General features: G+C 30.3%; 25 protein-coding genes. 14 read left to right on the top strand and 11 right to left on the bottom strand.

The genetic code is table 11. The annotated features are described in order from the left end of the window. Nucleotides 1-33 precede the first annotated feature (33 nt). A complete protein-coding gene (locus tag ACTTBM_RS03165) occupies nucleotides 34-915 on the top strand; it encodes a branched-chain amino acid aminotransferase (RefSeq protein WP_440634686.1) in 882 nt (293 codons plus the stop codon). Here ACTTBM_RS03165 and pgsA read toward each other — a convergent pair. Genes pgsA through uvrB form a run of 5 tightly spaced genes read right to left on the bottom strand, consistent with a single transcriptional unit; the run spans nucleotide 912 to nucleotide 6,651 of the window. Beyond that, complete coding sequence (pgsA, locus tag ACTTBM_RS03160) at nucleotides 912-1,496, bottom strand: CDP-diacylglycerol--glycerol-3-phosphate 3-phosphatidyltransferase (RefSeq protein ID WP_440634685.1); 585 nt, start codon at nucleotides 1,494-1,496, stop codon at nucleotides 912-914. The genes ACTTBM_RS03165 and pgsA overlap by 4 nt on opposite strands. Before the next feature lie 2 nt (nucleotides 1,497-1,498). Further along, complete coding sequence (gene uvrC, locus ACTTBM_RS03155) at nucleotides 1,499-3,334, bottom strand: excinuclease ABC subunit UvrC (RefSeq protein WP_440634684.1); 1,836 nt, start codon at nucleotides 3,332-3,334, stop codon at nucleotides 1,499-1,501. Beyond that, the gene (locus ACTTBM_RS03150) at nucleotides 3,321-3,746 is read right to left on the bottom strand and encodes a dihydroneopterin aldolase (RefSeq protein ID WP_440613809.1); all 426 of its coding nucleotides are present in this window, start codon (nucleotides 3,744-3,746) and stop codon (nucleotides 3,321-3,323) included. Before ACTTBM_RS03150 ends, uvrC begins: the two co-directional genes overlap by 14 nt. After that, the gene (locus ACTTBM_RS03145) at nucleotides 3,743-4,495 is read right to left on the bottom strand and encodes an SDR family oxidoreductase (protein WP_440634683.1); all 753 of its coding nucleotides are present in this window, start codon (nucleotides 4,493-4,495) and stop codon (nucleotides 3,743-3,745) included. Before ACTTBM_RS03145 ends, ACTTBM_RS03150 begins: the two co-directional genes overlap by 4 nt. Continuing rightward, on the bottom strand, nucleotides 4,477-6,651 hold the full coding sequence (uvrB, locus tag ACTTBM_RS03140) for an excinuclease ABC subunit UvrB (RefSeq protein WP_440634682.1): 2,175 nt from the start codon (nucleotides 6,649-6,651) through the stop codon (nucleotides 4,477-4,479). The genes ACTTBM_RS03145 and uvrB overlap by 19 nt, the downstream gene beginning before the upstream one ends. Before the next feature lie 36 nt (nucleotides 6,652-6,687). On the opposite strand from uvrB, the gene ACTTBM_RS03135 reads away from it, so the two are divergent. Beyond that, on the top strand, nucleotides 6,688-7,875 hold the full coding sequence (locus ACTTBM_RS03135; protein WP_440634681.1) for a pyridoxal phosphate-dependent aminotransferase: 1,188 nt from the start codon (nucleotides 6,688-6,690) through the stop codon (nucleotides 7,873-7,875). Between the two features lie 3 nt (nucleotides 7,876-7,878). Continuing rightward, entirely contained in the window at nucleotides 7,879-8,532 is a 654-nt protein-coding gene (locus ACTTBM_RS03130; RefSeq protein WP_440634680.1) for an NAD(P)H-binding protein, read from the top strand. A 2-nt stretch (nucleotides 8,533-8,534) separates the two neighbouring features. Here ACTTBM_RS03130 and ACTTBM_RS03125 read toward each other — a convergent pair whose 3' ends face one another. From ACTTBM_RS03125 to trxB, 3 genes are read right to left on the bottom strand one after another with little or no spacing between them, the layout of a single operon-like run. After that, nucleotides 8,535-9,167 carry a hypothetical protein gene (locus tag ACTTBM_RS03125; RefSeq protein ID WP_440634679.1) on the bottom strand — a complete coding sequence of 211 codons (633 nt, stop codon included), beginning with the start codon at nucleotides 9,165-9,167 and terminating at the stop codon, nucleotides 8,535-8,537. A gap of 49 nt (nucleotides 9,168-9,216) precedes the next feature. Next, nucleotides 9,217-10,239, bottom strand: a complete 1,023-nt coding sequence (locus ACTTBM_RS03120) for an NAD-dependent epimerase/dehydratase family protein (RefSeq protein ID WP_440634678.1) — start codon at nucleotides 10,237-10,239, stop codon at nucleotides 9,217-9,219. A gap of 40 nt (nucleotides 10,240-10,279) precedes the next feature. Beyond that, a complete protein-coding gene (gene trxB, locus ACTTBM_RS03115; protein WP_440634677.1) occupies nucleotides 10,280-11,224 on the bottom strand; it encodes a thioredoxin-disulfide reductase in 945 nt (314 codons plus the stop codon). Between the two features lie 21 nt (nucleotides 11,225-11,245). Here trxB and ACTTBM_RS03110 point away from each other — a divergent pair, with 21 nt between their 5' ends. Further along, a complete protein-coding gene (locus tag ACTTBM_RS03110) occupies nucleotides 11,246-12,190 on the top strand; it encodes a mitochondrial fission ELM1 family protein (RefSeq protein ID WP_440634676.1) in 945 nt (314 codons plus the stop codon). Then, the gene (locus ACTTBM_RS03105) at nucleotides 12,190-12,855 is read left to right on the top strand and encodes a hypothetical protein (RefSeq protein WP_440634675.1); all 666 of its coding nucleotides are present in this window, start codon (nucleotides 12,190-12,192) and stop codon (nucleotides 12,853-12,855) included. Before ACTTBM_RS03110 ends, ACTTBM_RS03105 begins: the two co-directional genes overlap by 1 nt. Here the strand turns inward: ACTTBM_RS03105 and ACTTBM_RS03100 are convergent. After that, a complete protein-coding gene (locus ACTTBM_RS03100; RefSeq protein WP_440634674.1) occupies nucleotides 12,852-13,190 on the bottom strand; it encodes a heavy-metal-associated domain-containing protein in 339 nt (112 codons plus the stop codon). The genes ACTTBM_RS03105 and ACTTBM_RS03100 overlap by 4 nt on opposite strands. Before the next feature lie 68 nt (nucleotides 13,191-13,258). Here ACTTBM_RS03100 and ACTTBM_RS03095 point away from each other — a divergent pair, with 68 nt between their 5' ends. After that, nucleotides 13,259-13,648 carry an ATP-binding protein gene (locus ACTTBM_RS03095; RefSeq protein WP_440634673.1) on the top strand — a complete coding sequence of 130 codons (390 nt, stop codon included), beginning with the start codon at nucleotides 13,259-13,261 and terminating at the stop codon, nucleotides 13,646-13,648. Here ACTTBM_RS03095 and ACTTBM_RS03090 read toward each other — a convergent pair whose 3' ends face one another. Then, nucleotides 13,649-14,014 (bottom strand): hypothetical protein, encoded by a 366-nt coding sequence (locus ACTTBM_RS03090; RefSeq protein WP_440634672.1) that lies wholly within the window; start codon nucleotides 14,012-14,014, stop codon nucleotides 13,649-13,651. Here ACTTBM_RS03090 and ACTTBM_RS03085 point away from each other — a divergent pair. Then, nucleotides 13,983-14,291, top strand: coding sequence for a hypothetical protein (locus ACTTBM_RS03085; RefSeq protein WP_075506363.1), 309 nt, complete (start codon nucleotides 13,983-13,985; stop codon nucleotides 14,289-14,291). The genes ACTTBM_RS03090 and ACTTBM_RS03085 overlap by 32 nt on opposite strands. A 1-nt stretch (nucleotide 14,292) precedes the next feature. On the opposite strand, the gene ACTTBM_RS03080 is transcribed toward ACTTBM_RS03085, so the two are convergent. After that, nucleotides 14,293-15,285, bottom strand: coding sequence for a type IV pilus twitching motility protein PilT (locus tag ACTTBM_RS03080; protein WP_440634671.1), 993 nt, complete (start codon nucleotides 15,283-15,285; stop codon nucleotides 14,293-14,295). Between the two features lie 137 nt (nucleotides 15,286-15,422). Here ACTTBM_RS03080 and ACTTBM_RS03075 point away from each other — a divergent pair, with 137 nt between their 5' ends. From ACTTBM_RS03075 to ACTTBM_RS03045, 7 genes are all read left to right on the top strand, one after another. Then, on the top strand, nucleotides 15,423-17,189 hold the full coding sequence (locus ACTTBM_RS03075; protein WP_440634670.1) for a fimbrial assembly protein: 1,767 nt from the start codon (nucleotides 15,423-15,425) through the stop codon (nucleotides 17,187-17,189). Continuing rightward, a complete protein-coding gene (locus ACTTBM_RS03070; protein WP_440634669.1) occupies nucleotides 17,189-18,409 on the top strand; it encodes a LysM peptidoglycan-binding domain-containing protein in 1,221 nt (406 codons plus the stop codon). The genes ACTTBM_RS03075 and ACTTBM_RS03070 overlap by 1 nt, the downstream gene beginning before the upstream one ends. A gap of 80 nt (nucleotides 18,410-18,489) precedes the next feature. Next, nucleotides 18,490-20,028: a secretin N-terminal domain-containing protein gene (locus ACTTBM_RS03065; RefSeq protein ID WP_440634668.1), complete on the top strand. Its 1,539-nt coding sequence runs from the start codon at nucleotides 18,490-18,492 to the stop codon at nucleotides 20,026-20,028. Nucleotides 20,029-20,056: 28 nt separating this feature from the next. Next, nucleotides 20,057-21,799, top strand: coding sequence for a GspE/PulE family protein (locus ACTTBM_RS03060; RefSeq protein ID WP_440634667.1), 1,743 nt, complete (start codon nucleotides 20,057-20,059; stop codon nucleotides 21,797-21,799). A 3-nt stretch (nucleotides 21,800-21,802) separates the two neighbouring features. After that, nucleotides 21,803-23,092, top strand: coding sequence for a type II secretion system F family protein (locus ACTTBM_RS03055; RefSeq protein WP_440613825.1), 1,290 nt, complete (start codon nucleotides 21,803-21,805; stop codon nucleotides 23,090-23,092). Between the two features lie 6 nt (nucleotides 23,093-23,098). Next, nucleotides 23,099-23,674, top strand: a complete 576-nt coding sequence (locus ACTTBM_RS03050) for a pilus assembly FimT family protein (protein WP_440634666.1) — start codon at nucleotides 23,099-23,101, stop codon at nucleotides 23,672-23,674. Next, complete coding sequence (locus ACTTBM_RS03045) at nucleotides 23,674-24,489, top strand: type IV pilus modification PilV family protein (protein ID WP_440634665.1); 816 nt, start codon at nucleotides 23,674-23,676, stop codon at nucleotides 24,487-24,489. Before ACTTBM_RS03050 ends, ACTTBM_RS03045 begins: the two co-directional genes overlap by 1 nt. The last annotated feature ends 1 nt before the right edge of the window (nucleotide 24,490 follow it).

Below are 24,490 nucleotides of genomic sequence, written 5' to 3'. Positions count from 1 at the left end.
ATTTTTCACTGATATTTTAAAATATTTTCACTAATGATACCGTACGATAAAAGATCTGGAAAAATTTGGTACAACGATGAACTTGTTGATTGGGGAGATGTAAAACTCCATGTGTTAAGTCATGGTTTACATTATGCGAGTTGTGTTTTTGAAGGTGAAAGAGTTTATGATGGTTCTATTTTTAAATTAGAGGAACATACCTCAAGATTTTTTCATTCTGCTAGAAGAATGGGTTTTGAAATTCCTTATACAGAAGACCAAATTAATACTGCTTCAAATAAAATAATTGCAACTCAGAATGTAGAAAATGGATATGTAAGACCAGTAGCTTGGAGAGGTACTGAAATGATGGCCATCTCAGCACAACAAACAAAAATTCATGTTGCAATAGCAACTTGGGAGTGGGGATCGTACTTTGATCCAAAACTAAAAGTCGAAGGCATTAAATTAAATATTTCAAACTGGAGAAGACCAGCTCCTAACACTATACCTTGGGACACTAAAGCATCAGGTTTGTATATGATTTGTACATTATCAAAACATGAAGCAGAAAAACAAGGTTACACAGATTCTTTAATGTTGGATCACGAGGGAAATATTGCTGAAGCAACAGGGGCCAATGTATTTTTTAAAGATAAAAATGGAGAAATTCACACACCAATCCCAGATTCATTTTTAGATGGAATTACAAGAAGAACTGTAATTGGAATTGCAAAATCAAAAAATATAAAAGTACATGAAAGAAAAATTAGTCCAACAGAACTTCCTAATTTTGTAGGATGCTTTTTAACAGGAACTGCTGCTGAAGTTACACCTGTTTCTTGTATTGCAGAAAATCAATTCAAAGTTTGTGATACAATCATTGATCTTAACGAAAGTTATCAAGCATTGGTAAGAAAGAAAAAAGCAGCCTAGTCTTTATTATCTTCAGATATTGCGTGATCAATACCTTTTCGTAAATAATCATATCCTGTAAATAAAGTAAGTGCAGCTGATAACCATAAAAGAACAATACCAATAGTTTGAGCATTATAATCTTCAAAGTTGATTATTTTATTTCCAGTATCTCCTGAAAGCAGAAGACCGATAGCAACCATTTGTAATACTGTTTTAAGTTTAGCAAGATTTGAAACTGGAAGTTTGATCTGACCTTTTGCTAAAAATTCTCGTAATCCTGAAATTAAAATTTCTCTAGTTAAAATTATTATGGCTGCAATAACTTCATAGTTTCTAATTGTTCCATCCATCACCAGTAAAATTAGAGCTGTAGCGACTATAATTTTATCTGCAATTGGATCTAATAGTTCTCCCAATTTAGATTCTTGGCCTAACATTCTAGCTAACATGCCATCTAAAAAATCTGTAAATGAAGCAATTATAAATAAAATTAAAGCTGTTAAATCACCATAAAAACCTGGAAGATAAAATGCTAAAACAAAGAAGGGCACAATTATTATTCTCCCTATTGTCAGAATATTTGGAATTTTTTTTAACATAATTATTCGTGAAAGAAGTTATATATCTTTTTTGCTACTTTTTCTTCAACACCTTCAACAGATTTAATTTCATCCAAACTAGCAGACTCAACAGATCTCGCTGACCCAAAATGGTTTAGTAGCGCTCTTTTTCTAATTGCTCCAATACCTTCAATTTGGTCCAGTAAAGATTTACTAATTCCTTTTTTTCGCTTTGCTCTATGGGCACTAATTGCAAATCTATGCGACTCATCTCTTATCCTTTGAAGGAAGAATAGAGTGGGGTCATTTTTTGAGAATTTGTATTCTCTGCCATTGTGAAAAAATGTTTCATTTCCACTATTACGAAATTTACCTTTTGCTATTGCAATAATTGGAATATCGTGAAGCCCCAATTCATTCAAACTTTCTCTAGCTACTGAATATTGTCCTTTTCCTCCATCTACTAATACTAAATCAGGAAAAGTGAGATAATTATCTTTTTCTTGAACAGCACGTTTAAATCTTCTGTTTAATACTTCTCTCATCATCCCATAATCATCCTGCTCATTTTTTTTGTGCTTGATATTGAACTTTCGATATCTTTTTTTAATAAATCCCTCATCACCATAAGCAATTAAAGCTCCAACACTATTTGTTCCTTGGATATGGCTGTTATCATAAACCTCAATTAAATTTATATTTGTTTCAAGATTGAATTTTTTTGCAACTTCATCAAAAAGTTCTCGATTATTCTGACTTTCATAAAGTTTTCTATTCAAACTGTCTTTTGCATTTTTTATTGCTTGATTAATTACTTTTAATTTTGAACCTTTTTTAGCAACACTAATGTTAATTTGTTTTCCTTCTTTTTGAGTTAAAGTTTTTTCAATTAAAACTTTTTCTTTTATTTCCTCAGATAAAATTATTGCAGAAGGCACACTTTTATTTTCATAAAATTGTGAAACAAATGAATTTAAAATATCTCCTAATTTTTCATCTGGGTCATGTTTTGGAAAAAAAGCTTGGTTACCCCAATTTTGCTTTGAACGATAAAAAAATACTTGAATACAAGTTTTGCCAGACTCTTTGTATCCAGCAATAACATCCGCCTCTACTAAGTTTGCTTCGTTAATTCTTTGAGAAGATTGAATAATATTTAAAGCTTTAATTCTGTCTCTTAAAATTACTGCTTTTTCAAAATCTAATTCCTCACTTGCCTTTTCCATTTGACTTGAGAGATTTTTTTGAATTTTTCTTGATTTTCCTGATACAAATTCAATAGCATCATCAACTGTTTGTTGATAATCACTTTTTTCAACATAACCAACACATGGTCCAGAACATCTTTTTATTTGATAAAGAATACAAGGTCTTTCTCTATTTTTAAAAACAGTATCATCACAAACTCTTAAATGAAAAATTTTTTGGATCATCTTTATAGTCCAGTTAGCTGAACCTGCTGATGCAAAAGGTCCAAAATAAAATCCTTCTTTAGTCTTTTTTCCTCTATGTCTTTTAATTTGTGGCCATTTATCTTTGTTACCAATAAAGATGAATGGAAATGACTTATCATCTCTTAATAAAATATTGAATTTTGGTTTAAATTTTTTAATTAGGTTTGCTTCTAGAAGTAACGCTTCACTTTCATTTGAAGTAGTTGTTATCTCTAATTTTCTAGTTTGAGACAACATTCTCTCTGTTCTAATTATATGATTTTTTTCAGATACATAACTTTTAAGTCTATTAGGAAGATTTTTTGCTTTTCCCACATAAAGGATTTCATTTTTTTCATTTAGCATCCTGTAGACACCAGGAAGTTTAGGGACTAGCGATAGCTCTTTTTTAATTACTTCTTTTCCTATTTCAGAGCTTATCATGACTTCTTTTTTTGGTAATTTGAATACCAACAGATGAACACTGCTTAAGAATTTCTAATTTCTCAATTTTCAACATTATTTTAGCAATCCTTTGATCTTTGAATAATTCATCAAATACAGCTTCAGCTAATGTTTCAAGAAAGTTGTAATGTTTTTTTTTAACAAGTTTTGTTATCAATTTTACAATTGTTCCATAATTTACAATCGATTTTATATCCTTATCACTTGATGGCTTTTTGTCCTCGTAATCAATTTCTAGGCTAAATTTAACCTTTTGAGGCTTTTTCTTTTCAAAGTCATAATAGCCAAGTTTTAAATTTAAAATTAGTTCATTAATTAGAATTTTCTTTTCGTAATTAAAAAGACTTTTGTTTTTATCTATTTTTACAATCTTAAAATTACTTCTTTTCATTCTTTGCCCATTATATCTGGTGTTTGCCAGTTTAAATTTTGCCCACTATCTATTGCTAAAACTTGACCTGTAATAGATATATTTTTTATAAAAAAGTCAACAGCATTACATATTTGTTCAACATCCACCTTTCTTTTTAAAGGAGTTGCTAGGTACTGTTTTCTAAAATGTTTTTCAGATTGTCTTTGATTTTTAATAGTAGGCCCAGGTGCAATGCCGTTTACTCTAATCTTTGGAGCTAAACTCATAGCACTAGTTTTAGTCAAAGTATAAAGTCCAGTTTTACTGATTGTGTAAGAAAAAAAATACGGAGTTAGTTTGAAAACTCTTTGATCAATAATATTAATTATATTGTTATTTGTACCTTTGACATTTTTTGCAAATTCTTTTGATAACAATGCGGGTGTTCTTAAATTTGTTCTTAAATGTTGCCCCCAACTATCTGTTGTAAAGTTCTCCAATTTATCATTTTCGAACAAAGAAGCGTTATTAATTAGACAATCAAAATATTTAAGTTTTGATTTTGCATATTTTACAATTTTATTTACATCATTTTCTTTACTCAAATCACCTTTAACCAAGTAAACTTTAGTGCCATTATTTGATAGTTCTTTTTTTAACTTCTCAGCTTTTGATTTTGATTTATTAAAATGAATTAAAATTTCTTTATTAGGACCAGATAATTTTTTTGCAATTGCAGCACCAATTCTTGTTGCTCCACCTGTAATAATTATTTTCCGTGCTTCCATTTTTTATCTCTTTTTTTTGTAACCTTTGTTCCAGGCATTCCCATTGTTGATCGACCTTTAGGATAAAGTTTATTTTTTACATCATACTGCCTTATTTTTGGGTTTAATGTAATTTCTAATTCGCTACTTTCCAACTTTCTTATTTCGTCTCTAATTTTAGCAGCTTCTTCAAATTCAAGATTAGATGCAGCTTCTTTCATCTTTTTATCTAGTGCTTTAAGATGTTTCTTTAAGTTTCCACCAACATTAGAACCCTCGCTTATTTTTACATAATCTTTTTCATAAACACTCTCTAAAATATCGCTAATTTCTTTTTTAACTGATGTAGCACTAATTTTGTGTTTTTTATTATAAGCTATTTGAATATTTCTTCTTCTATCAGTTTCAGCAACTGCCTTTTTTATACTTTTAGTCTCTTTATCAGCATACAAAATAACTTTTCCATCTACATTTCTTGCTGCTCTTCCTATTGTTTGAATGAGTGATGTTTCTGATCGTAAAAAACCTTCTTTGTCTGCATCTAAAATTCCAACTAGTGCACATTCAGGAATATCAAGACCTTCTCTTAATAAGTTGATACCAACTAAAACATCGAATACACCCATCCTCAAGTCTCTCATTATTTCAATTCTCTCCAAAGTATCGATATCTGAATGAAGGTATCTAACTTTAATTCCATTTTCATGAAGGTATTCTGTTAAATCTTCTGCCATTTTTTTAGTAAGAGTTGTGACTAAAACACGATGATTGTTTTCAATCACTCTTTTGCATTCGTGCATCAAATCGTCTACCTGATTTTTGGCAGGTCTAATTTCAACTACAGGATCAATTAGTCCAGTTGGTCTGATAACTTGATCAATAAATTTTCCTTTTGTTTGCTCTAGTTCCCACGGTCCTGGTGTTGCAGATACAAATACAGTTTGAGTTCTCATTAAATCCCACTCTTCAAACTTTAATGGTCTATTATCCATACAAGATGGTAGTCTAAAACCATATTCTGCAAGAGTACTTTTTCTTGATCTATCTCCTTTGTACATTCCATTTAGTTGTGGAACAGTTACATGACATTCATCAACAAATATTAGAGTGTTATCTGGAAAATATTCAAATAGAGTAGGAGGGGGTTCTCCCGGTTTTCTTCCAGATAAAAATCTTGAATAGTTTTCAATTCCAGCACAAGAACCAGTTGCTTCAATCATTTCTAAATCAAACTTAGTTCTTTCTTCTAACCTTTGAGCCTCTAATAATTTATTTTCTGCTCTATGTTTTTTTAAAGTTATTTCTAATTCTTTTTTAATATTAATAACTGCCTGTTCGATTGTAGGCTTAGGAGTTATGTAATGACTATTCGCATAGATTTTTACTAAACTTAGTTCTCTAACTTTATCCCCAGTCAAAGGATCAAACTCTTCTATCTGTTCTAATTTATCTCCAAATAGACAAAGCCTCCAAGCTCTATCTTCTAGATGGGAGGGAAATATTTCTAAATATTCTCCTCTAGCTCTAAATGTTCCTCTATAAAAATTTTGATCATTTCTTTTGTATTGTAAAGCAACTAAAGATTTAATTATTTCTTCTCTGTTGTAATCATAATTTTTTTGAAGAGTTAGCGTCATTTTACTGTACGCCTCAACAGAACCTAATCCATAAATACATGAAACACTTGCTACAATTAAAACATCATCTCTTTCCAAAAGAGATCTGGTTGCAGAGTGTCTCATTCGATCAATTTGTTCATTAATCGATGCCTCTTTTTCTATATAAGTGTCAGATCTTGGTACGTACGCTTCTGGAGTGTAATAGTCATAATAAGAAACAAAGTATTCAACTGCATTATCTGGGAAAAATGTTTTCATTTCTCCATAGAGTTGTGCTGCTAGCGTTTTGTTTGGAGCAAGTATCAATGCAGGTCTATTAGTAGCCTCGATAACTTTTGCCATTGTAAAAGTTTTTCCAGATCCTGTAACTCCAAGTAATACTTGATTAAATTGATCTTTATTTGCACCGTTTACTAATTTTTTAATAGCTTCTGGTTGATCACCTGCAGGTTTAAAATCAGATTTAATTTTGAATTTTTTTCCACCTTCGAGTTTTCCACCAATTTTTGGATTTTTACTCTGTATATCTGTAATTAAATCTTGATAAGTATTTTCCATATATTAAACAGCGTATTAGAATTTATTTATATTTCAATGAGCATAATATCAGACAGTTTAAAACGAATTAAACCATCACCAACTATTGCAGTTACTCAAAAAGCAAGAGAACTTAGAGCTGCAGGAAAAGATGTAATTGGTCTTGGAGCTGGAGAACCAGATTTCGATACACCAGATAATATTAAAAATGCTGCAATTAAAGCTATCAAAAGTGGAGACACAAAATATACAGCAGTAGATGGAACACCTGCTTTAAAAAAAGCAATCGTAGATAAGTTTAAAAGAGAAAATAAAATTAATTACACCACAGATCAAATCACTGTTGGAACTGGTGGAAAACAAGTTCTTTATAATGCTTTCATGGCAACTTTGAATAAAGGTGATGAAGTAATTATTCCTGCACCTTTTTGGGTTTCTTATCCTGATATGGTTTTATTAGCGGGCGGTAAACCAAAGATAGTAAAGTGTACAGAAGAAGAAGGATTTAAACTAACTCCAAGTAAATTAAAAAAAGCTATTACTAAAAAAACAAAATGGGTGATTTTAAATTCACCTTCAAATCCAACTGGAGCAGGATATTCAAAAAAAGAAATTGAAGATTTAGCAAAAGTTTTAATTAGAAATAAAAAAGTCCATATTTTGAGTGACGATATATATGAACATATAGCATATGATAATTTTAATTTTTATACGATTGCTCAAAATTCTAAATTAAAAGATAGAACTTTGACTATGAATGGCGTTAGTAAATCTTATGCAATGACAGGTTGGAGAATAGGGTATGCTGCAGGACCAAAAGATATCATTAAAGCAATTGGTAAAATTCAATCTCAATCTACTTCAAACCCATCATCAATCAGTCAAGCTGCTGCAGTTGAAGCTTTAAATGGAAATCAAAGTTTCATAAAAAAAAGATCTAAAGCATTCAAAGAAAGAAGAGATTTTGTTGTTAAAAGTTTAAATAGCATCAATGGTATAAATTGTTTAACCCCTAACGGAGCTTTTTATGTCTTTCCAAGTTGCAAAGGATTGTTAAATAAAAAAACTAAATTGAAAACAGATACAGAGTTTGTTCAAAAATTACTTGAACAATCTAATGTTGCAGTCGTACAAGGTTCTGCATTTGGTTTAGATGGATACTTTAGAATTTCTTATGCTACTTCAATGCAAAATTTGAAGAAAGCAATGGATAGAATAAAATCTTTTTGCGAAAGCCTTTCTTAAGAAGTGAAAACAGCATTACTATTTGGCTCAACTGGATTAGTTGGAGGTCATGTTTTAAATCAACTTATTCAGAATGATAATTATTCTAAAATTAAAATATTTGTTCGTTCTCCAATTCAAATAGACAATTCAAAGATTGAAGTAATTAAAACTGATTTTAATAATCTAGAAAAGCATAAAGAACAGATTGTTGGAGACGAATGTTATTTTTGTATTGGGACAACAAAAAAAAATTCTCCTGACAAAAATGAATATCAAAGAATTGAATTAGATATACCAAAACAAATAGCTCAAATTGCAAAATCTAATAATATTAATTCATATTTTTTTGTGTCTTCAGGATACGCAAACTCTAAAAGTTCAGGAGATTATTTAAAATATAAAGGCCTTGTAGAAGAAGAGATCTTAGGTTTAGGTTTTTCTAAAATAGGAATTATGAGACCCTCATTTATATTGGGAAATAGAAAAGAATTTAGACTGGGAGAGAAAATAGGAATAATTATTTTTAAACTCCTAAATCCTTTATTTGTTGGACCATTAAAGAAAATGAGATCAATTCATTCAGAAACAATCGCAAAAGCAATGATTAAACTTGCGAATAGTAATATTGATCAAAAAATCTTCGAGTCAGATCAAATTTCAGATTTAGTAAAATAAATTTATTTTAAGGTACAATGACTATTTTCTACGATACACCCAACTTTTTCCATTTCTTCGTCAAATATTTTTGGATGTCTTAAAGCATAAATATTTTTTAAATAATTAATTCCATACCGTTTAAATTTTCCATCTTCTGTAAGTGCTCCAGATTCGTGTCCATATGAAACCACTGTTTCTAATAAATTTCCTTTTTTGTCATAGAGAACTGTTTCTCCATAACAATTACAAAAATAACTTCTGTTCTGCTTAGGCTCAATATCAATGAAAATAGAAGTTCCTCTTATTCCAATTGTGCCGTGAGGAATTTCAACATTTAGCTCCTCTTGTCTTTTTCCAAAGACTGCATGAACAGAACCTTTGATAACTTTTAATAAGTTCTTTGAGACAAATTGAAGTTTTGTTTCAGGTCTTATCAAATAAAAATCATCTTTTACTTTAATAATTGATTTTTCATCTTTAGTTTCAATTGTAGAATTATTTAAATCTTGAAAATTTAATTCTGCTTCCTTACCATTTACGAAAAATTTTCCTGATAATATTTTATTAGTTTCGGAGGCTAATGCGAGCTTTGGACTTAATCCCCAAGCAATCAAAATTTGACTTACAGTTTTTATAAATTTTCTTCTGTTCATTTGAATTAATTTTATACCTGAAATTTAAAGTTGAGGTTATACAAAATTTTTATACTAAGCCTAATCTTACTACTGATTTTCCAGCATCAATTAAAGCTCCACTTGCTGGTTTAAATTTAAAACCAATCAAATCTTCAGCATATTTTGTCTCTGGTTTCATCTCTAATTCAAGATCAGGTATCATAGTTTTTGCACTTGAGTCTAAGATGCTAATAAATTTCACCATAAAATTTGGTAAAGTTTTTTTAGGTAGTTTTTTTGCATACTCTGGCAACGCTTCTGCTAATATTTTTGATGTCTCAAGTAATGTTTTAACTTCTTTTCCAATAATTAATCTTCTGCCACCAACTTTTGAATTTCCTAAACAAGCTACATGAGATTTTGCAACATCTTTAACATCAGATATTAGTATTCCCCATTTAGGTGTTGCTGGAAATTTACCTTTTAAAAATTGTCTTACATATTCAATCGATGTTCCGCCCTTGGTATCCAAAGCATCCCCAAATACACCACCCGGATTTATACAAGTTAGTTTATTTTTAATTCCGTTACTTTCCATTAATTCCCAGGCTGCTTTTTCAGCAACTGTTTTAGATAGAAAATAATCATTAACTCCTTCAACCCAATTTTCATCAGTCCAATCATTTTCACTAAATGAATAAGGATTTGATCTATTTGGCTTTCTAAACATTGCTGCTATTGAAGATGTAACTACAAATTGATCTGCATTTGCTTTGATACCAGCATTTAAAACTCTTAAAGTCCCATCTTTTGCAACTGGTATTAAATTTTCTCTATTTTTTGAGACCTTCATTGGAAAAGGGGAAGCCATATGAATTATATATTTACATCCCTTTGCAGCCTCTTCCCAACCTTCATCATTTAAAAGATCAAGTTTTACAAAAGATAACTTATCTATCGAAGCATATTTACTAATTGTCTCTTTTGTTTGAGAAATTACGTCATCACTTCTAACTGTTCCTAAAACTTCGTAGCCTGAATTTAATAATTCTATTGCAGTATGTTTTGCTATCCATCCACTTATTCCAGTTAATAGCACTCTATCAGTCATAACATTTCTACTTTTAATTATTTATTAATTGTGTCTCACACTAATGAGATAAGAATTTTTCTGCTTCTAATGCAGCCATACATCCCATACCAGCTGCTGTAACTGCTTGTCGAAAAGTTTTATCTTTAACGTCACCCGCAGCATAAACTCCAGGAATATTTGTTTCTGTAGAATCTGGTTTTGTAATTAAATAACCTTCTTTATCCATTTCTAATTGATCTTTGAAAAGTTGAGTTGCAGGATCATGACCAATAGCAATAAACAATCCATCTAATTTTACTTCCTCTGTTTTTTCAGTTTTCAAATTTTTAATTTTTATACCTTTAACATTTTTAGGCTCACTATCACCTAAAACATCCTCAACTATAGAGTCCCAAACAATTTCAATTTTTTTATTTTCCATCAATTTTTTTTGAAGCATCTTTTCTGCTCTTAAACTATCTCTTCTATGAATTAATTTTACTTTTGATGCAAATTTTGTAAGAAACATTGCCTCTTCTACTGCCGCATTACCACCTCCAACTACAGCAACTTCTTTATCTTTAAAAAAGAAACCATCACATGTAGCACATGCTGAAACTCCAAATCCTCTAAATTCTTGTTCAGATTTAATGTTTAACCATCTTGCTTGTGCACCAGTGGAAATAATTATGCTATCTGCAGTATATTTTTGACCACTGTCACCGACAGCTTCAAATGGTGTAGATTTTAAATTTACTGAGCCGATATGATCTTCAATCATTTCTGTTCCAACAGCTTTTGCTTGATCTCTCATTTGATCCATTAGCCATGGTCCTTGAATTACTTCCGCAAAGCCTGGAAAATTTTCCACATCAGTTGTAGTTGTTAATTGCCCGCCTGGTTGAGCTCCGTGAACAAGGATAGGATTTAACATTGCTCGTGCAGCATAAACAGCAGCTGTGTATCCGGCAGGACCAGATCCAATTATTAACACTTTTGTGTGTTTAGTTGGATTTTGACTCATATGAAAGCTATATAGTGATTAATGTCTAAATTAAAAGGTTTATTATTAACTCAAGGGATGCACGGAATGATTAGTCAAGTCGAGGGACTTGCTAAAGCACTTGATATTGATTTTACTCACCACAAGGTTGAACTAAAAAGTATTTGGAAACTTGTTCCACCTAAATTTACCCCAATTTCTCAAAATGTTTATAAAAAGATTGAAGATAATGATTTTGATTTAATAATCTCGTGTGGGAGAAAGAGTGTAATTCCATCTATCCACTTAAAAAGTATTTCTAAAAAAAAAATTTTTAATATTCATATTCAAAATCCAAAAATAGATTTTAATCATTTCGATTTTATTGTAGCCCCAGAACATGATGGAATTAAAGGTGAAAATGTTATTAGCACAAAGGGAGCTATTCATTATCTTTCAGAGAAAGAAATTGAAGAAAATAAAGATTATTTAAAATCATTTATCAAACAAGACGAAAGAAAAATTTGGTGCTTAATTATGGGAGGACCAACAAAATATTATGATTATTCAACTAAAAATATGAAACATATTTTCTCAATGTTTTATAAATTAATGAAGAAACATGATTTCCAATTAGTAGTAATCCCATCAATGAGAACGCCTATAAATACCATTCATTACGCCAAAGAGTTTTTTGGAGAAAAACATACAGTGATTATGAATGTAGATAAAAAAGCCTATCTATCTGCTTTAGCTTTATCTGAAAATATAGTTGTTACATGTGACTCGAGTTCTATGATCTCAGAAGCTGCTTTGACAGGTAAACCAATCTATGTTGCTAATATTTTACCAAAAAAGAATGACAAAAGATTTCAAAGATTTAGAAATTTATTTAGAGAACTAAACATCACTAGAAACTTAGGTGAAGAAATAGAAAATTGGAACTATGAAAAGCTAGATGAAACGAATAGAGTAGCAAAAATAATAAAAGAAAAAATTCAATCCTAATGTCTTTTTTAAATTCTATAAAAAATAATTCAAAAAAATATGAAACACCATTTGACCATTGGGAATATAGCAATGCTTTATCTGACGGAGCAATTGATGAGATTATTAAAGCAGATATTCCAGATTTAAGTGAACACAATTTGAATTATGATGGAACCCGGGCAATTGATGGAGGGGCAGCAGAATTCAGAGAAGGTATTTCTTCTGGCGGTAAAGCAATAAAATTTAGATGTTTTGTAACAAAAGAAAATAGTTCTCAATTTCCAAATCTTGTAAAATTTATAAATGAACTTCAGTCAAAAGAAACTTTTGAGATAATATCCAAAATGATTAATAAAGATTTATCAAAATCATACGTAAGGGTAGAGGTGATTTGTGATAGAGAGGGTTTTTGGCTCAAACCACACTGTGATATTAAAGAAAAATTAATGTCAGGATTAATTTTTGTAAATAAAACTAATGAGTCTGAGGATTTAGGTACTGATTTTTATAATGAAAAATTAGAGAAAGTTAAAACATTGCCTTACAGAAATAACTATGGTTATCTTTTTACCAGCGGACCAAATACTTGGCATGGTATGGAAAAAAAGAGCATTCTTAAAGAAAGACGATGTTTACAAGTAAATTATGTGACTTTCGAAACTGACTGGAAAGTAAATAATTAAAATTTATTTAATGAAATTAATCCAGATTTTGGATCAATAATTTTTTCATTTAAGGTAGCAACTTTACCAACAGCAAAACCAGCGTTTTCAATTACTTTCTTAAAGTCTTCTTCAGAAAAATTTGGAGTATTTTCAAAGTTAATAAAAGCAACTCCTTCTGGCCATGAAACCTCAACATTACCTTCACCTGTTGCAGCTTTAAGTTCTTTTTCAACTTTTGCTTGGCATGCCATGCACACCATTCCATCTACAACTCCAATCATAGCAACTTCTGCTTTGACTATGTTTTGAAAAAATATTAATGATGTAAATAAAATTAGTAAGATTTTTTTCATAATTCTCTTATAAACTATTTTTTTTAATTTAATATACCCATATTGGGTAATACTATTGAAATTTATTTATGAATATAGAAATGCTTTCAAATCCCTCAGAGTTAAAAGATACAAGATCCAAAATAGAGAAGTTTTGTAAATCAAATCTACCAAATATCGAATTAGCAAGCATAACTCTAGCAATTGATGAAGCTTTGCAAAATGTAATTAGGTATTCCTATAAAATGAAAAAAGATCAAAAAATTGATTTAAATTTAGAAATTATAAATGACGATGAGCTTAAAGTAATAATAACTGACTATGGTGAACAAGTACCTTTAGATACGATTAAACCAAGAGATTTAGATAAGGTCAGACCCGGTGGTTTGGGAGTATACTTTATAAAAAAAACCTCGAAATTTTGTGAGTACAAACACAATGAGGTTGGTCCTGGTACAACTTTAACTTTAATTTTTTAATTACTCTTCCTTAATAAGTTTTGGTTTAGAGCACTTATAAAATTGATTAGAACCTCTTAAAGATTTTTGTAACATCGCTAACTCGTTAGAATTTTGACTATAGGTTACATTGGTCTGCAATCCCCCAATTGATCCGTTTGATGTAAAAGATGATGGGGTTTGTCTATCCATCTTGAAATTTACTTTTGTTTTTGAACTGTTAATTTTTGTTAAAATGATTTGTTTTCTTTTATTTGAATAAACCCAAACAGTTGTATTTTTATTATTTTTACAACTTAATTGATAAATATTTGCATTAGAATTTTTAGGAATAAAAGCTATAACAATTAAAACGATGGTAAATTTTAAAAAAAATTTAAATAACATTAAAATATTCTTTTTAGCTTTTTTTGCATTTTTAGCAGCTAACTATCTTTATAATAATATCATTACAAAATCCACAGCTAACAATGTAAAGTTTTTAGAAGTTGAAGTTGAGTTAAAAGGTAATGTAGATTTCAATTTAAAATGTGAAGGAGCAAACAACCCAAACCCTTCAAGTGTAAATCGAGGCCTCGGTGAACAAACTGAAAGTAATTGTACTGGTACTGGAACTTTTTCTGCAATCGTTCCTCAACAAAGATTTACTGAAAGTTCAAATTAATCTACTCAACTAATTTTTTTAGTTTTAAACCCTCAAGACATTTTTCCATTGTAAACATTCCATCTTTAGCAGATGTCTGAAGAGTAGATTGAATTTGCTCTGTTTTACCTTCTCGAATTAAGTTTCTTATTGCAGGCGTTCCCGTCATTACTTCATGACAACCAATTCTTCCTCCACCTTTCTTTTTTAATAATTGTTGAGACATTACTAATCTGATTGATCCAGCCAACATTGTTTGTGCTTGTTCTTTCTGAGCTGGTGGAAAGACGTCTAAAATTCTAGTAATCGTTGATGACGCGCTACTTGCATGTAAAGTTCCAAAAACTAAGTGACCAGTTTCTGCGGCAGTTAATGCTAATGAAATAGTTTCTAGATCTCTCATCTCACCAACTAAAATTACATCAGGATCTTGTCTTAATGCGGACTTCAATGCTTTTGCAAAACTGCCAGTGTCTTTTCCAACTTCTCTTTGAGAAATAATACTTTTTTTAGCAGGATGAACAAATTCAATAGGATCTTCAATTGTAATTATGTTTTCTGCTCTATGAGAATTAATTTGGTCTATCATTGCCGCAAGTGAAGTAGATTTACCAGAACCAGTTTGACCTGTAACAAGTACCAAACCTGTTTTATGAGTAATTGCTTCATGTGCTGCAGGTGGCAAACCTAGTTTTTCAATATTAGGAATCTCACTAATAATTTTTCTAAGAACCATACTTGGTCCATATGAAGAATAATAACCATTTGCTCTAAATCTCTGTCCATCAACAACAACAGCAAAATCTAAATCACCATTGCTAATTAAATAATCATACTGAGCTTTATCTAAAGATTGTTTCCAAAAAGTTTCTATATCTTGTCTCGATATAATATCTTCACTAAAAACTTTAATCTCACCATTTTCTCTGATTGCAAATGGTTGATTCGATCTGATGTGGATATCTGACAAATCATATTCTTTTGGATATGATTTTAATTTATCATGAAGACTCATAAATGTTTTGATGCTCTAAAAGTTATAGCTTTTCAAGTTTTTTTTAATATTGATACATATATAAAGTAACACAACTAATGCTTGTGTACCGATTCGGTATTTATTATTGTGATTTTATTCGGTTTTTATAAAAAAATATGATTGATAAAATTGGACCTCCTATTGCAAAAGCTTTTGCTCCTATCATTAAATTAATAGGAAAAAATCACTCAAAAAAAGAAAAAGTAATAGGTGTGGTTTTTAGAGATAAATTTATTCAAGCTGCAGAAATTTCATACAAAAAAGGTGTTTGCAAAATTGATAATTTCTCTAATCAGCAAATAGCAGGAATTGGAGAAGACCAAGATTTTTTATCCGCTACAACATATTTAAGTGATCAAGTAAAAAATGCATTAGACTCTATCAAGACAAAAACAAAAGACATTGCCGTTTCTTTAGATACATCCAAAGCACAAATTTATAATTTACAAATTCCAATTATGGATGAAGAAAGTTTAAGGGAAGCAACTGCTTTAGGTGGATTTTGGGATCAGTTTGATGAAACACCTGAAAATTTAGATGAATTTGAAACAAGTTATTCTGTTATGAGCACAAATGAAGAGCTTGGTGTAATGGATGTAGTGTTAGTTGCTATGGAGATAAAGTTTGTAGAAACTTATTCGAATATATTTAGGCTTGCAGGTTACAATCCTGTTGTTATTGATCTTGCACCTTTCGCTCATGTTAACTCTCAAGGAATACTTCTTGGGAAAGAAGGTTTTGAAACTCCAAATGTTATTTTCAATTATTCAAAAGATGAGAAAAGTATTACTATTTGTTCCAATAAAGGCTTTCAGTATTCAGAATTAAATATTATTGAAGCAGATCAAGTATTGCTTGATACAGTTGAGGAAGTTGAGAGTGTTGAAACAGAATTTTGGGATGAAATTTTTGAAAGACTAGGTTCTCAAATTAAACAATATTTAGTTGAGTATGAAACAAAGTATGAATTTGATCCTATAAATATTATTACAGTAATTTCAGATAAGTCAAAAATTAAAAATGTTTCGAAAGGAATTGAGCGACAATTGGGAGATGTTGTTATTAAACTTTATAATCCTGAGGACTCTGCTGAAATTTCTGATAATGCAAAAAAGTATATTGACTCACTTAGTAATAAATCTCTTGCATCTGAAGCAATTGGTATAGCATCAAGAAAATTAAATTCTTTTAATCTAGAAACTAACGAAATAATTTCAGTAAATCTTTTATCTAATTTTGATCAGGTAAAAACTAACAGAAGATCAAAATCTTTAGGTAATTTTTGTTTAATGATATCGATGATTTTTGTTTTAGGTATTATTGGACACATTGTTCCATTTAAAATTTTAAAATTAATGAATAATTCATCTAAATTAGCTGCCACTAAAATTCTAAAAGAAGATCTCGAGAGTAAAAATAATCTTTTGCAAGGATATAATGCAAAAATTGATAGTATAAATGAAGACAAAAGAATTGCTGCAGCTTTTGGTTCAAATTTAAAAACAACTGCAAATCTTTATGCAAGTTTAAATCAAATAGTTCCAAAAAATATTAGATTGACTAGTTTTGGAATACAAGAAAAACATAATATTTTATTTTCTGGTGTAGCTATGAACGATCAAGCGGTTGTAAATATGATGAATAGTTTTTCAGAAAATGAAGTAGTAAATGATAGTAAAATTGAGGCATTAGTTGAATTTTCTAAACAAGATCGAATAACACTTTACACAGTTGCTGGACAACCTGATTTAAAAGAAGAAGATTTACCAAAAGAAAAAATAACAAAAAAATTTAACTCAAGATTATCATTAAAACCTCTATCAACCGAGGTATTTGATGATGAAACTATAGTTTTAGATCTATTAGAGGCAGGTAAAGGATAATGTTACTAAGACTTATATTTACAACTATCTTTCTATTCTATTGTAGTAATTCTTTTAGCAGTGATCCATTTACTAATGAAATTGGTATTGTAAGAGAGCCAGAAGTAGTTGAGATTAAAATTGAAGATACAGTTGAATCTGAGACAGATTTATTAACTCAAGAAGAAGCTAATGAAGAGAAATTGGCAGAAGAATTATTTAATAACACTGAAGAGGTGATTGAGGTTATTGAGGCCGAACCTGAGAGCACTGAGCTTGTTACAGTTTTAAATATTGATCCAATTATTGCATATTCTTTAAGGGATTATTTATTAAAAGGTGTTGCACTAAGCAAAGAATCTGATCATCAATTTCAAAGAGCTAAAGTAAAAAAAATCGATAGAGCAAAAACACCTACTACTCACACTATTTCGAAAGACGATACAATTGAGAAGATTGCTTTTAGATACGGTTTTTCTTTAAGAGAAATAGAAGTTGCAAATGCAATTTATCCAGGATCAAGAAAATTAATAACTGGTGACAAGATAGTTATACCAAATAGATTTCATATCGTAAAAGAGGGTCAAAACCTAAATACTATTGCTGAAAGATATAATTTAAGTGCAACACAACTTGCTTCTTACAATGATCTAGAGGATGAAAATATTATTTTGATTGGTGATAAATTATTACTCCCTTTCTTTATTCATGTAACAAATGAAAACGAAACAATAGCTGATATTGCAGGAAGGTATGAAAGAGAGATAACTGAATTAATAGATTTTAATGCTTTTGAAAAAAACACAGTTATTTTAAATGAAAATCAATTAGTAAAAATTCCAATTTATGCAAATGAAAATATTACTTATGAAAACTTGGATAAAAAGAGTATTAACGATTTTAAAATAAATAGAAAAAATCTTGCAATAATTGAGATAAGTAACAGTCAATTTATGGTTAGAGAGGGAGATAGAATAGGAAACAGAGATGGCGTGATAGTCTCAATTGAAAAAAATAGAATGATTGTTTTAGAGGACAATATTGAATATGAGTTTTTAATTAATACCCCAATAGTAGGAATGGCAATTGCATCATTACCACAATCAAATAATGAAGATTTAATCAATGATGATGTAAGCAATGATGATACAAATCTTGAAAATCAAACAGAGAATAATGAAAATAATAACAATGATAATGAAAGTGAAACAGTAACTAATGTTGAGGATTTATTCAATTAATGACAAAATTTTTTAAATTATTCCTGATATTAACATTTTCTATTTTGATAGTAAGTTGTACTAGTTCAAATAGGCCTAAAATGGCTTATGATCAAAAGGATAAAGGAGCTGTTCAGGAAATTGAATCTTTTAATGTAAAGGCAAGTGCAGAAAATTTTAGGAAAACATCTGAAAAATTTAGTCAAGATGCAAAAGAAATTTTAAATAAAAATAAAAAAGAGGAAAAGTTAGTTAGAAGAATTTCTTTAACAGAGGGCAAAGAGCCAGAAAAAAAATCACTTAAACTTATTGATAGAAATTTAAAAATTAAAAAATTAGAGGATACCGAAGTTAGTTTAAAATTGAACAATATGAGCATAAGATCAGCTTTAAAATTATTTGCTGGATTAGTTCAAAGAAATATAATTATAGGCAATGAAGTTGATGGTGAAATAACTATTGATTTTGAAAATATAAAATGGGGTTCTGCAGTTTATGCTATTTTAGATATTAATAGTTTAGTCATGACGGTGGATGAAGATTCTGGCTTATTAAGAGTTCATACTAAAGAATTTTTTGCGCAATTAGAAAAATCTAAAATAGATAGTACAATTGAGACAAATAATAATTTAACTTCTTTAGATATTGGTGGTTCAGTTTTAAATGATGGAGATAATGCTGAACCTATGGTTACAGAAATATTTAAAGTTTTTTATCAAAATTCTTCAGATTTAGTTGAGTCTCTTGGAGAAATAATGGGTGAAGCAGAAGGCTTTACAATGGTTGATGATGAGAAAAATAATCAAATCATTGTTACAGGAACTTATGCTCAACTTAATCAAGCAGAGAATATTTTAAATAAAATTGATTTAGAGAAAAAACAAGTAATGATCGAAGCTTACATTGTAAATGCAACAGATGGATTTAATAAAAACTTTAATGCTAATTTAATAGCTGCCAATGTTACAAATGTTCAAGAGGGCAGAAATAGAATTACTTACACGACTATTGATACTAATCCTAGTGCTGCAACTGAATTCACACCAAGCGACACATCAACAGCAGGATTGTCTAACACTGGTTTATATGCAGATGCTGTAAATGTTGCAGGCGGAGCTCTTTTATTTGGAAATATTGGTATGACCAAAATGAAAGCTGTTATATCAAGCTCGATTAATGACAATAATACAGAAACAGTTTCTAATCCAAAATTATTTGCAATGGATGGTGAGGAAGCCACTCTTACTCAAGGAACAACTTTGGTAAAAGTAATTCCAGCGTCAGGAGATGCGGCTGGATCTACACAAGAGATACCACAAAACTTAAGTATTACAGTAACACCGGAGGTAATAGGTCAAAATAGAATTAAAATGGAGTTAACACTTTCAAATGACACACCAGGTGCTTCATTAGCTGATGGTAGTGTTACAACAAACGAAGAATCGATTACATCTATAGTTCAAATAAATGCAGGTGATGTAGCTGTTCTTGGAGGAGTTTATAAAAATACAAGAGAAAATAGTGAAAACTATGTTCCGTTTTTCTCAAAAATTCCAATTTTAGGTGTATTTTTCAAGCAAAAAACTGATCAAGATAATAAAACTCAACTGTTGATATTCTTAAGTGCTAATGTTGTATAAGTTATAATTTTTATTATAACTTTTACACATGCCATCAATTAACCCCGAAATAAGTATTAAAATTTCGAACCTTTTAAAAAGTAGCGGAAAATTATCTGAAGCTAACTTTAATGAGGCTAAAAAAAAATATGATAGTAATGGTAAGGTGCCTCTTGGTGTTTTAGAGTATTTAATTGATGACAAGCTGGTAAGTGAAGATGATATTGTTTCTGCAGTTTCAAGAAATTACGCTTTACGAAAAACTATTCTAACTGAGCAAAATATTAAAAAAGAAGCTGTAAAAAAACTTCCAAAAGATTTTATTATGGAAAACGAAATGCTTCCATTTGAACTAAATGGAAGAATTTTAAAAATTGCCTTGTTCGATCCAACCAAATCTACATTGGCAGGTAAAATTAAAAGCATGACAGGATGTAATGTAGAATTGTATGTTGCTAAACCTTCTAATTTAGATCAAGCATTAAAATTTAAATCTGTAATTGAAGCAACACAAGACTCTCAAAATAATCAAGCACAAAAATCATCAGTTTCAAAACCAAATTTAAACGTGAAGGTTCCAAATGTAAAAATTACACAAGGTGAGAATGCTGTTGTGGAATTTGTCGACAAACTTTTAAATGAATCATTTTTTAGTGGCACAAGTGATATTCATATTGAAATTTTTAGAAGAGGTGAGGCAAGAATAAGATTTAGAAAAGATGGTGTCCTACAAGAACAATTACAATTCAAACAATTTTTGATGGAGAACTATAATGCAATAGTAACAAGGCTAAAAATTATGTCAGGTTGTGATATTTCAGAAAAAAGGTTGCCTCAGGACGGTAAACTTCAATTTAAAAATCCACAACCAAAAAATGAAGATGATGTTGATATTGATGTTAGATTTTCAGTTATTCCAGCTAAAGAAGGTGAAAGAGTTGTTATGCGTTTACTTGCTGCTGGACCAGATCTTGGTTTAGAGCAAATCGGTCTAGATAAAGAGGATTATGATAACTTAGTTACAGCTATAACTGCCCCTCAAGGAATGGTTTTGGTTACGGGTCCAACAGGTAGTGGTAAAAGTACAACTCTTTATGGCTGTATTAAAAAAATTAATAATCCTGGAACAAATATAATGACTGCCGAAGATCCGGTTGAATTTTATTTAAAAGGTGTTGGTCAAATTCAAGCTAACAATGAAATTGGTTTAACATTTGAAGCGATATTAAAATCTTTTTTAAGACAAGACCCAGAGGTAATTCTAGTTGGAGAGATAAGAGATAAATCTACAGTAGATATTGCAATTAAAGCAGCTTTAACTGGACACTTGTTATTAAGTACACTTCATACAAATGATGCAGTTTCTACAGTTGTCAGATTAGTAAACATGGGTGTTCCAAGTTTCATGGTTGCATCAGCCTTAAGTTTAATTGTTGCTCAAAGATTGGCGAGAAAGAATTGTTCTTCTTGTACAGTTGATGATGAAAAAGCAACTAAAGAAACTTTATTGCAATATGGTTTTAAAGAAGAAGAGTTAAATACTTTTACCCCCAAAATGGGTGCAGGTTGTGCAGAATGTAACAACACTGGATACAAAGGAAGACAAGGAATTTATGAAGTGTTAAAAAAAACTCCTAACTTAGAAGCTGCTATATTGAGAGATGCTAGAGGAGATGAAATGCTTGAAGTTGCAATTAAGGATGGTTTTAAAACTATGCAAGTTATTGGCAGAAATTTTATTAAAAAAGGTATATTATCTGTTGAAGAATATTCTAGAATTTTAGTAGTTTAGTTTATGGCAACATTTCAATATGCTGGTGTTCAAGCTGGTAAAAAAATTAATGGTGTAATTTCTGCATCTGATCCAAAAAGTGCTGCAGTAGAACTCAGGAAAAAGAAAATTATTGTTACCTCAATCAAAAAGGGTAACGGTAAATCCGAAAAGAAAGGTCCACCATCTTTGGATGATGTTCCTATAAGTAACGCCCCTATTATTATTGCAAAAGGAAATATTTATTTAAATTTTGGACCTTGGGCCAAAGTTCCACCGAAGGAATTACTGCAGTTTACAAAAAAAGTATCAACTATGATAAAGGCTGGTTTGCCTATTTTAGAGTCTATCATGATGATCAGAGATCAAACTGTACATATGAAGATGAAAATGACTGCTCATGCGATAATAAAAGATTTAAATGGTGGAATGAATTTAACGGATGCTTTTGCGAAGCACCCAAAAATTTTTGACAATATTTATTTGAATATGATTTCTGCAGGTGAGGCTAGTGGTAAATTAGATGAATTTTTAATTAAACTTGTAGAGTTATTAGAGAAAAATGCAAAAATTAAACAAGGTATTAAAAGTGCATTATTTTATCCGATAATGCTTTTAACGGTTGCAACTGTAATTACAATTTTCATGTTATGGAAAGTTGTTCCTGTTTTCGAGAAGATGTATGGCTCAATGGGTGTTCAACTTCCAGCAGCAACTTTAGTTATTGTTAATGCAAGTAGATTTATTGCAAATCCAACCAATATAATGAAAATCGTGGGAATTATCGTAATTATTAGAGTTTCTTATAACTTCATGTACAAAAATATAGAGGGCTTTAGACATGTAATGCATAAGAGATTTTTAAAATTTCCATTGTTTGGAGATTTAATTGTTAAGGCAACGGTGTCTAGGATGTGTATGATTATGGCCAATCTAACTAGAGCTGGAGTAAGTATCATAGATACAATAAAAATTTCTAAATCTGTTACTACAAATCTTGTTTTTATTTATGCGTTAGAGAGAATTGGGAGGCAGATAGTAACTGGTCAAACATTGTCTGCGTTACTACAAAAAGAAGAACATATATTCCCTCCAGCTCTTGCACAGTTAACAGCTGTTGGTGAGAGAACAGGAAATATGGAAGAAATGTTTCAGTCAATTGCAACTTACTACGAAGAAGAATTTGATGGTGTTGTTGCGGCCCTATCCTCAATCATAGAACCATTAATGATCGTTATAATTGGTGCGATTATCGGGGTTCTTATGATAGCTTTGTACATGCCAATCTTCAGTATTGGTCAAGCTGTAGGATAGACCTTTATGAAAATTAAAGAAAAAGGTTTCAGTATTTTAGAGTTGATGACTACTATAGCTATTATATCCATTATTGGCGCGGTTGGTTTTCCAGCAATTGATAATTTTGGTGATCAAGATAATTTTGAGAGTGATCTTGCAACTATTCGAGGTCAAATAAATTACGTTAGACAACTGTCCCTTGAAGATGGAAACGCTTATACAATCAGAATTATAAATGATACTTCTAACAATACTGCAGATTTAGAAGTTTGGCAGGCACAGGGTTTGAATAGATACAATGTAGAATATCATAAATCTACAGCCACCAAGTGTTCTGATTTTGATGGCACAAATGACAAAGGAACTAAGCTAACAGATTTAACAAAAGAACTTGAGCATATGACAATTAGTAGATGTACATCTACAACTGGAAACTGCACAAAAGTTTCTGCTTCGAATAACTTTTTTTGTTTTTTACCTGATGGATCCTCACCTGAAAATGCTAGAGGAGAAATACAAGCCTCTGAAAATGCAGGAGGAAAAAAAGATTATTTACACACATACGAGACAGGTTTTTTTAACAATGGGAAAAGAATGTAATGAATTTAAAACACAAACTTCAGAAGGGAGTATCTTTGGTTGAGGGTATGACAGCAGCTGGTGTTTTGGGTATCGCTGTAACTGTATTTATGACATTACAATCTTATCAAGAAAGAGATTTTGCAAATTTAAGGAAGTTTGACAAAGCTGCTTATGCAGTAGAATTAATGTTTGAAGAACTTGCAGCAGTTTACAATCCTGTTGCTGCGCAATATGGAAATCCAAGAGTATTTGAAGATACAACAGCGGGTGCTTCTTTGAAAGTGAAGGGTCTTGCTCAATTACCAGGTGATGGAGATCAAATAATAATCGAGGGAGTGGGTGGTAAGTATGAAATTACGGATTCAACTGCATTTGATGATGATAATAATACTACTTTATCATTAGAACGATCTGATGTTCCTGATGATACACCAAATAAAAATATGGCATCTGATGCTACAAAAAACGCTCCAATTACATTTATATCTAATTCTGAAGGTAGTTTAGATCCATATGATGATCTAGACATGACAAAGTTTGAAGACACTACATATAAAGCAACAATTACCAATCAAAAGGTTTTGGCCGATTTAGATAATTGGGGAGCTCTATTAAAAAAGCATTTAGGTCCTGCAAAAACTGGAGACAAAAGATTACTAGAGATTGAAGATATCGAAAAAGATGTCCCTGTTGATAAAGATAATGATGGAGTTACAGATCAAGAAGGTGGAGTTGATATTTATGAAACCGTCAAAAAGAAACAAGTTACAATAATTATTAAACAAGACAAAATTGAAGAAAAATTTAGAAGACTATTTTTAGCTGGAACTTAAA

Origin of the sequence: Candidatus Pelagibacter sp. HIMB1746 (assembly GCF_052047555.1) — a bacterium.
GTDB lineage: Bacteria > Pseudomonadota > Alphaproteobacteria > Pelagibacterales > Pelagibacteraceae > Pelagibacter.
This window is presented reverse-complemented; position numbering and strand designations above follow the sequence as displayed.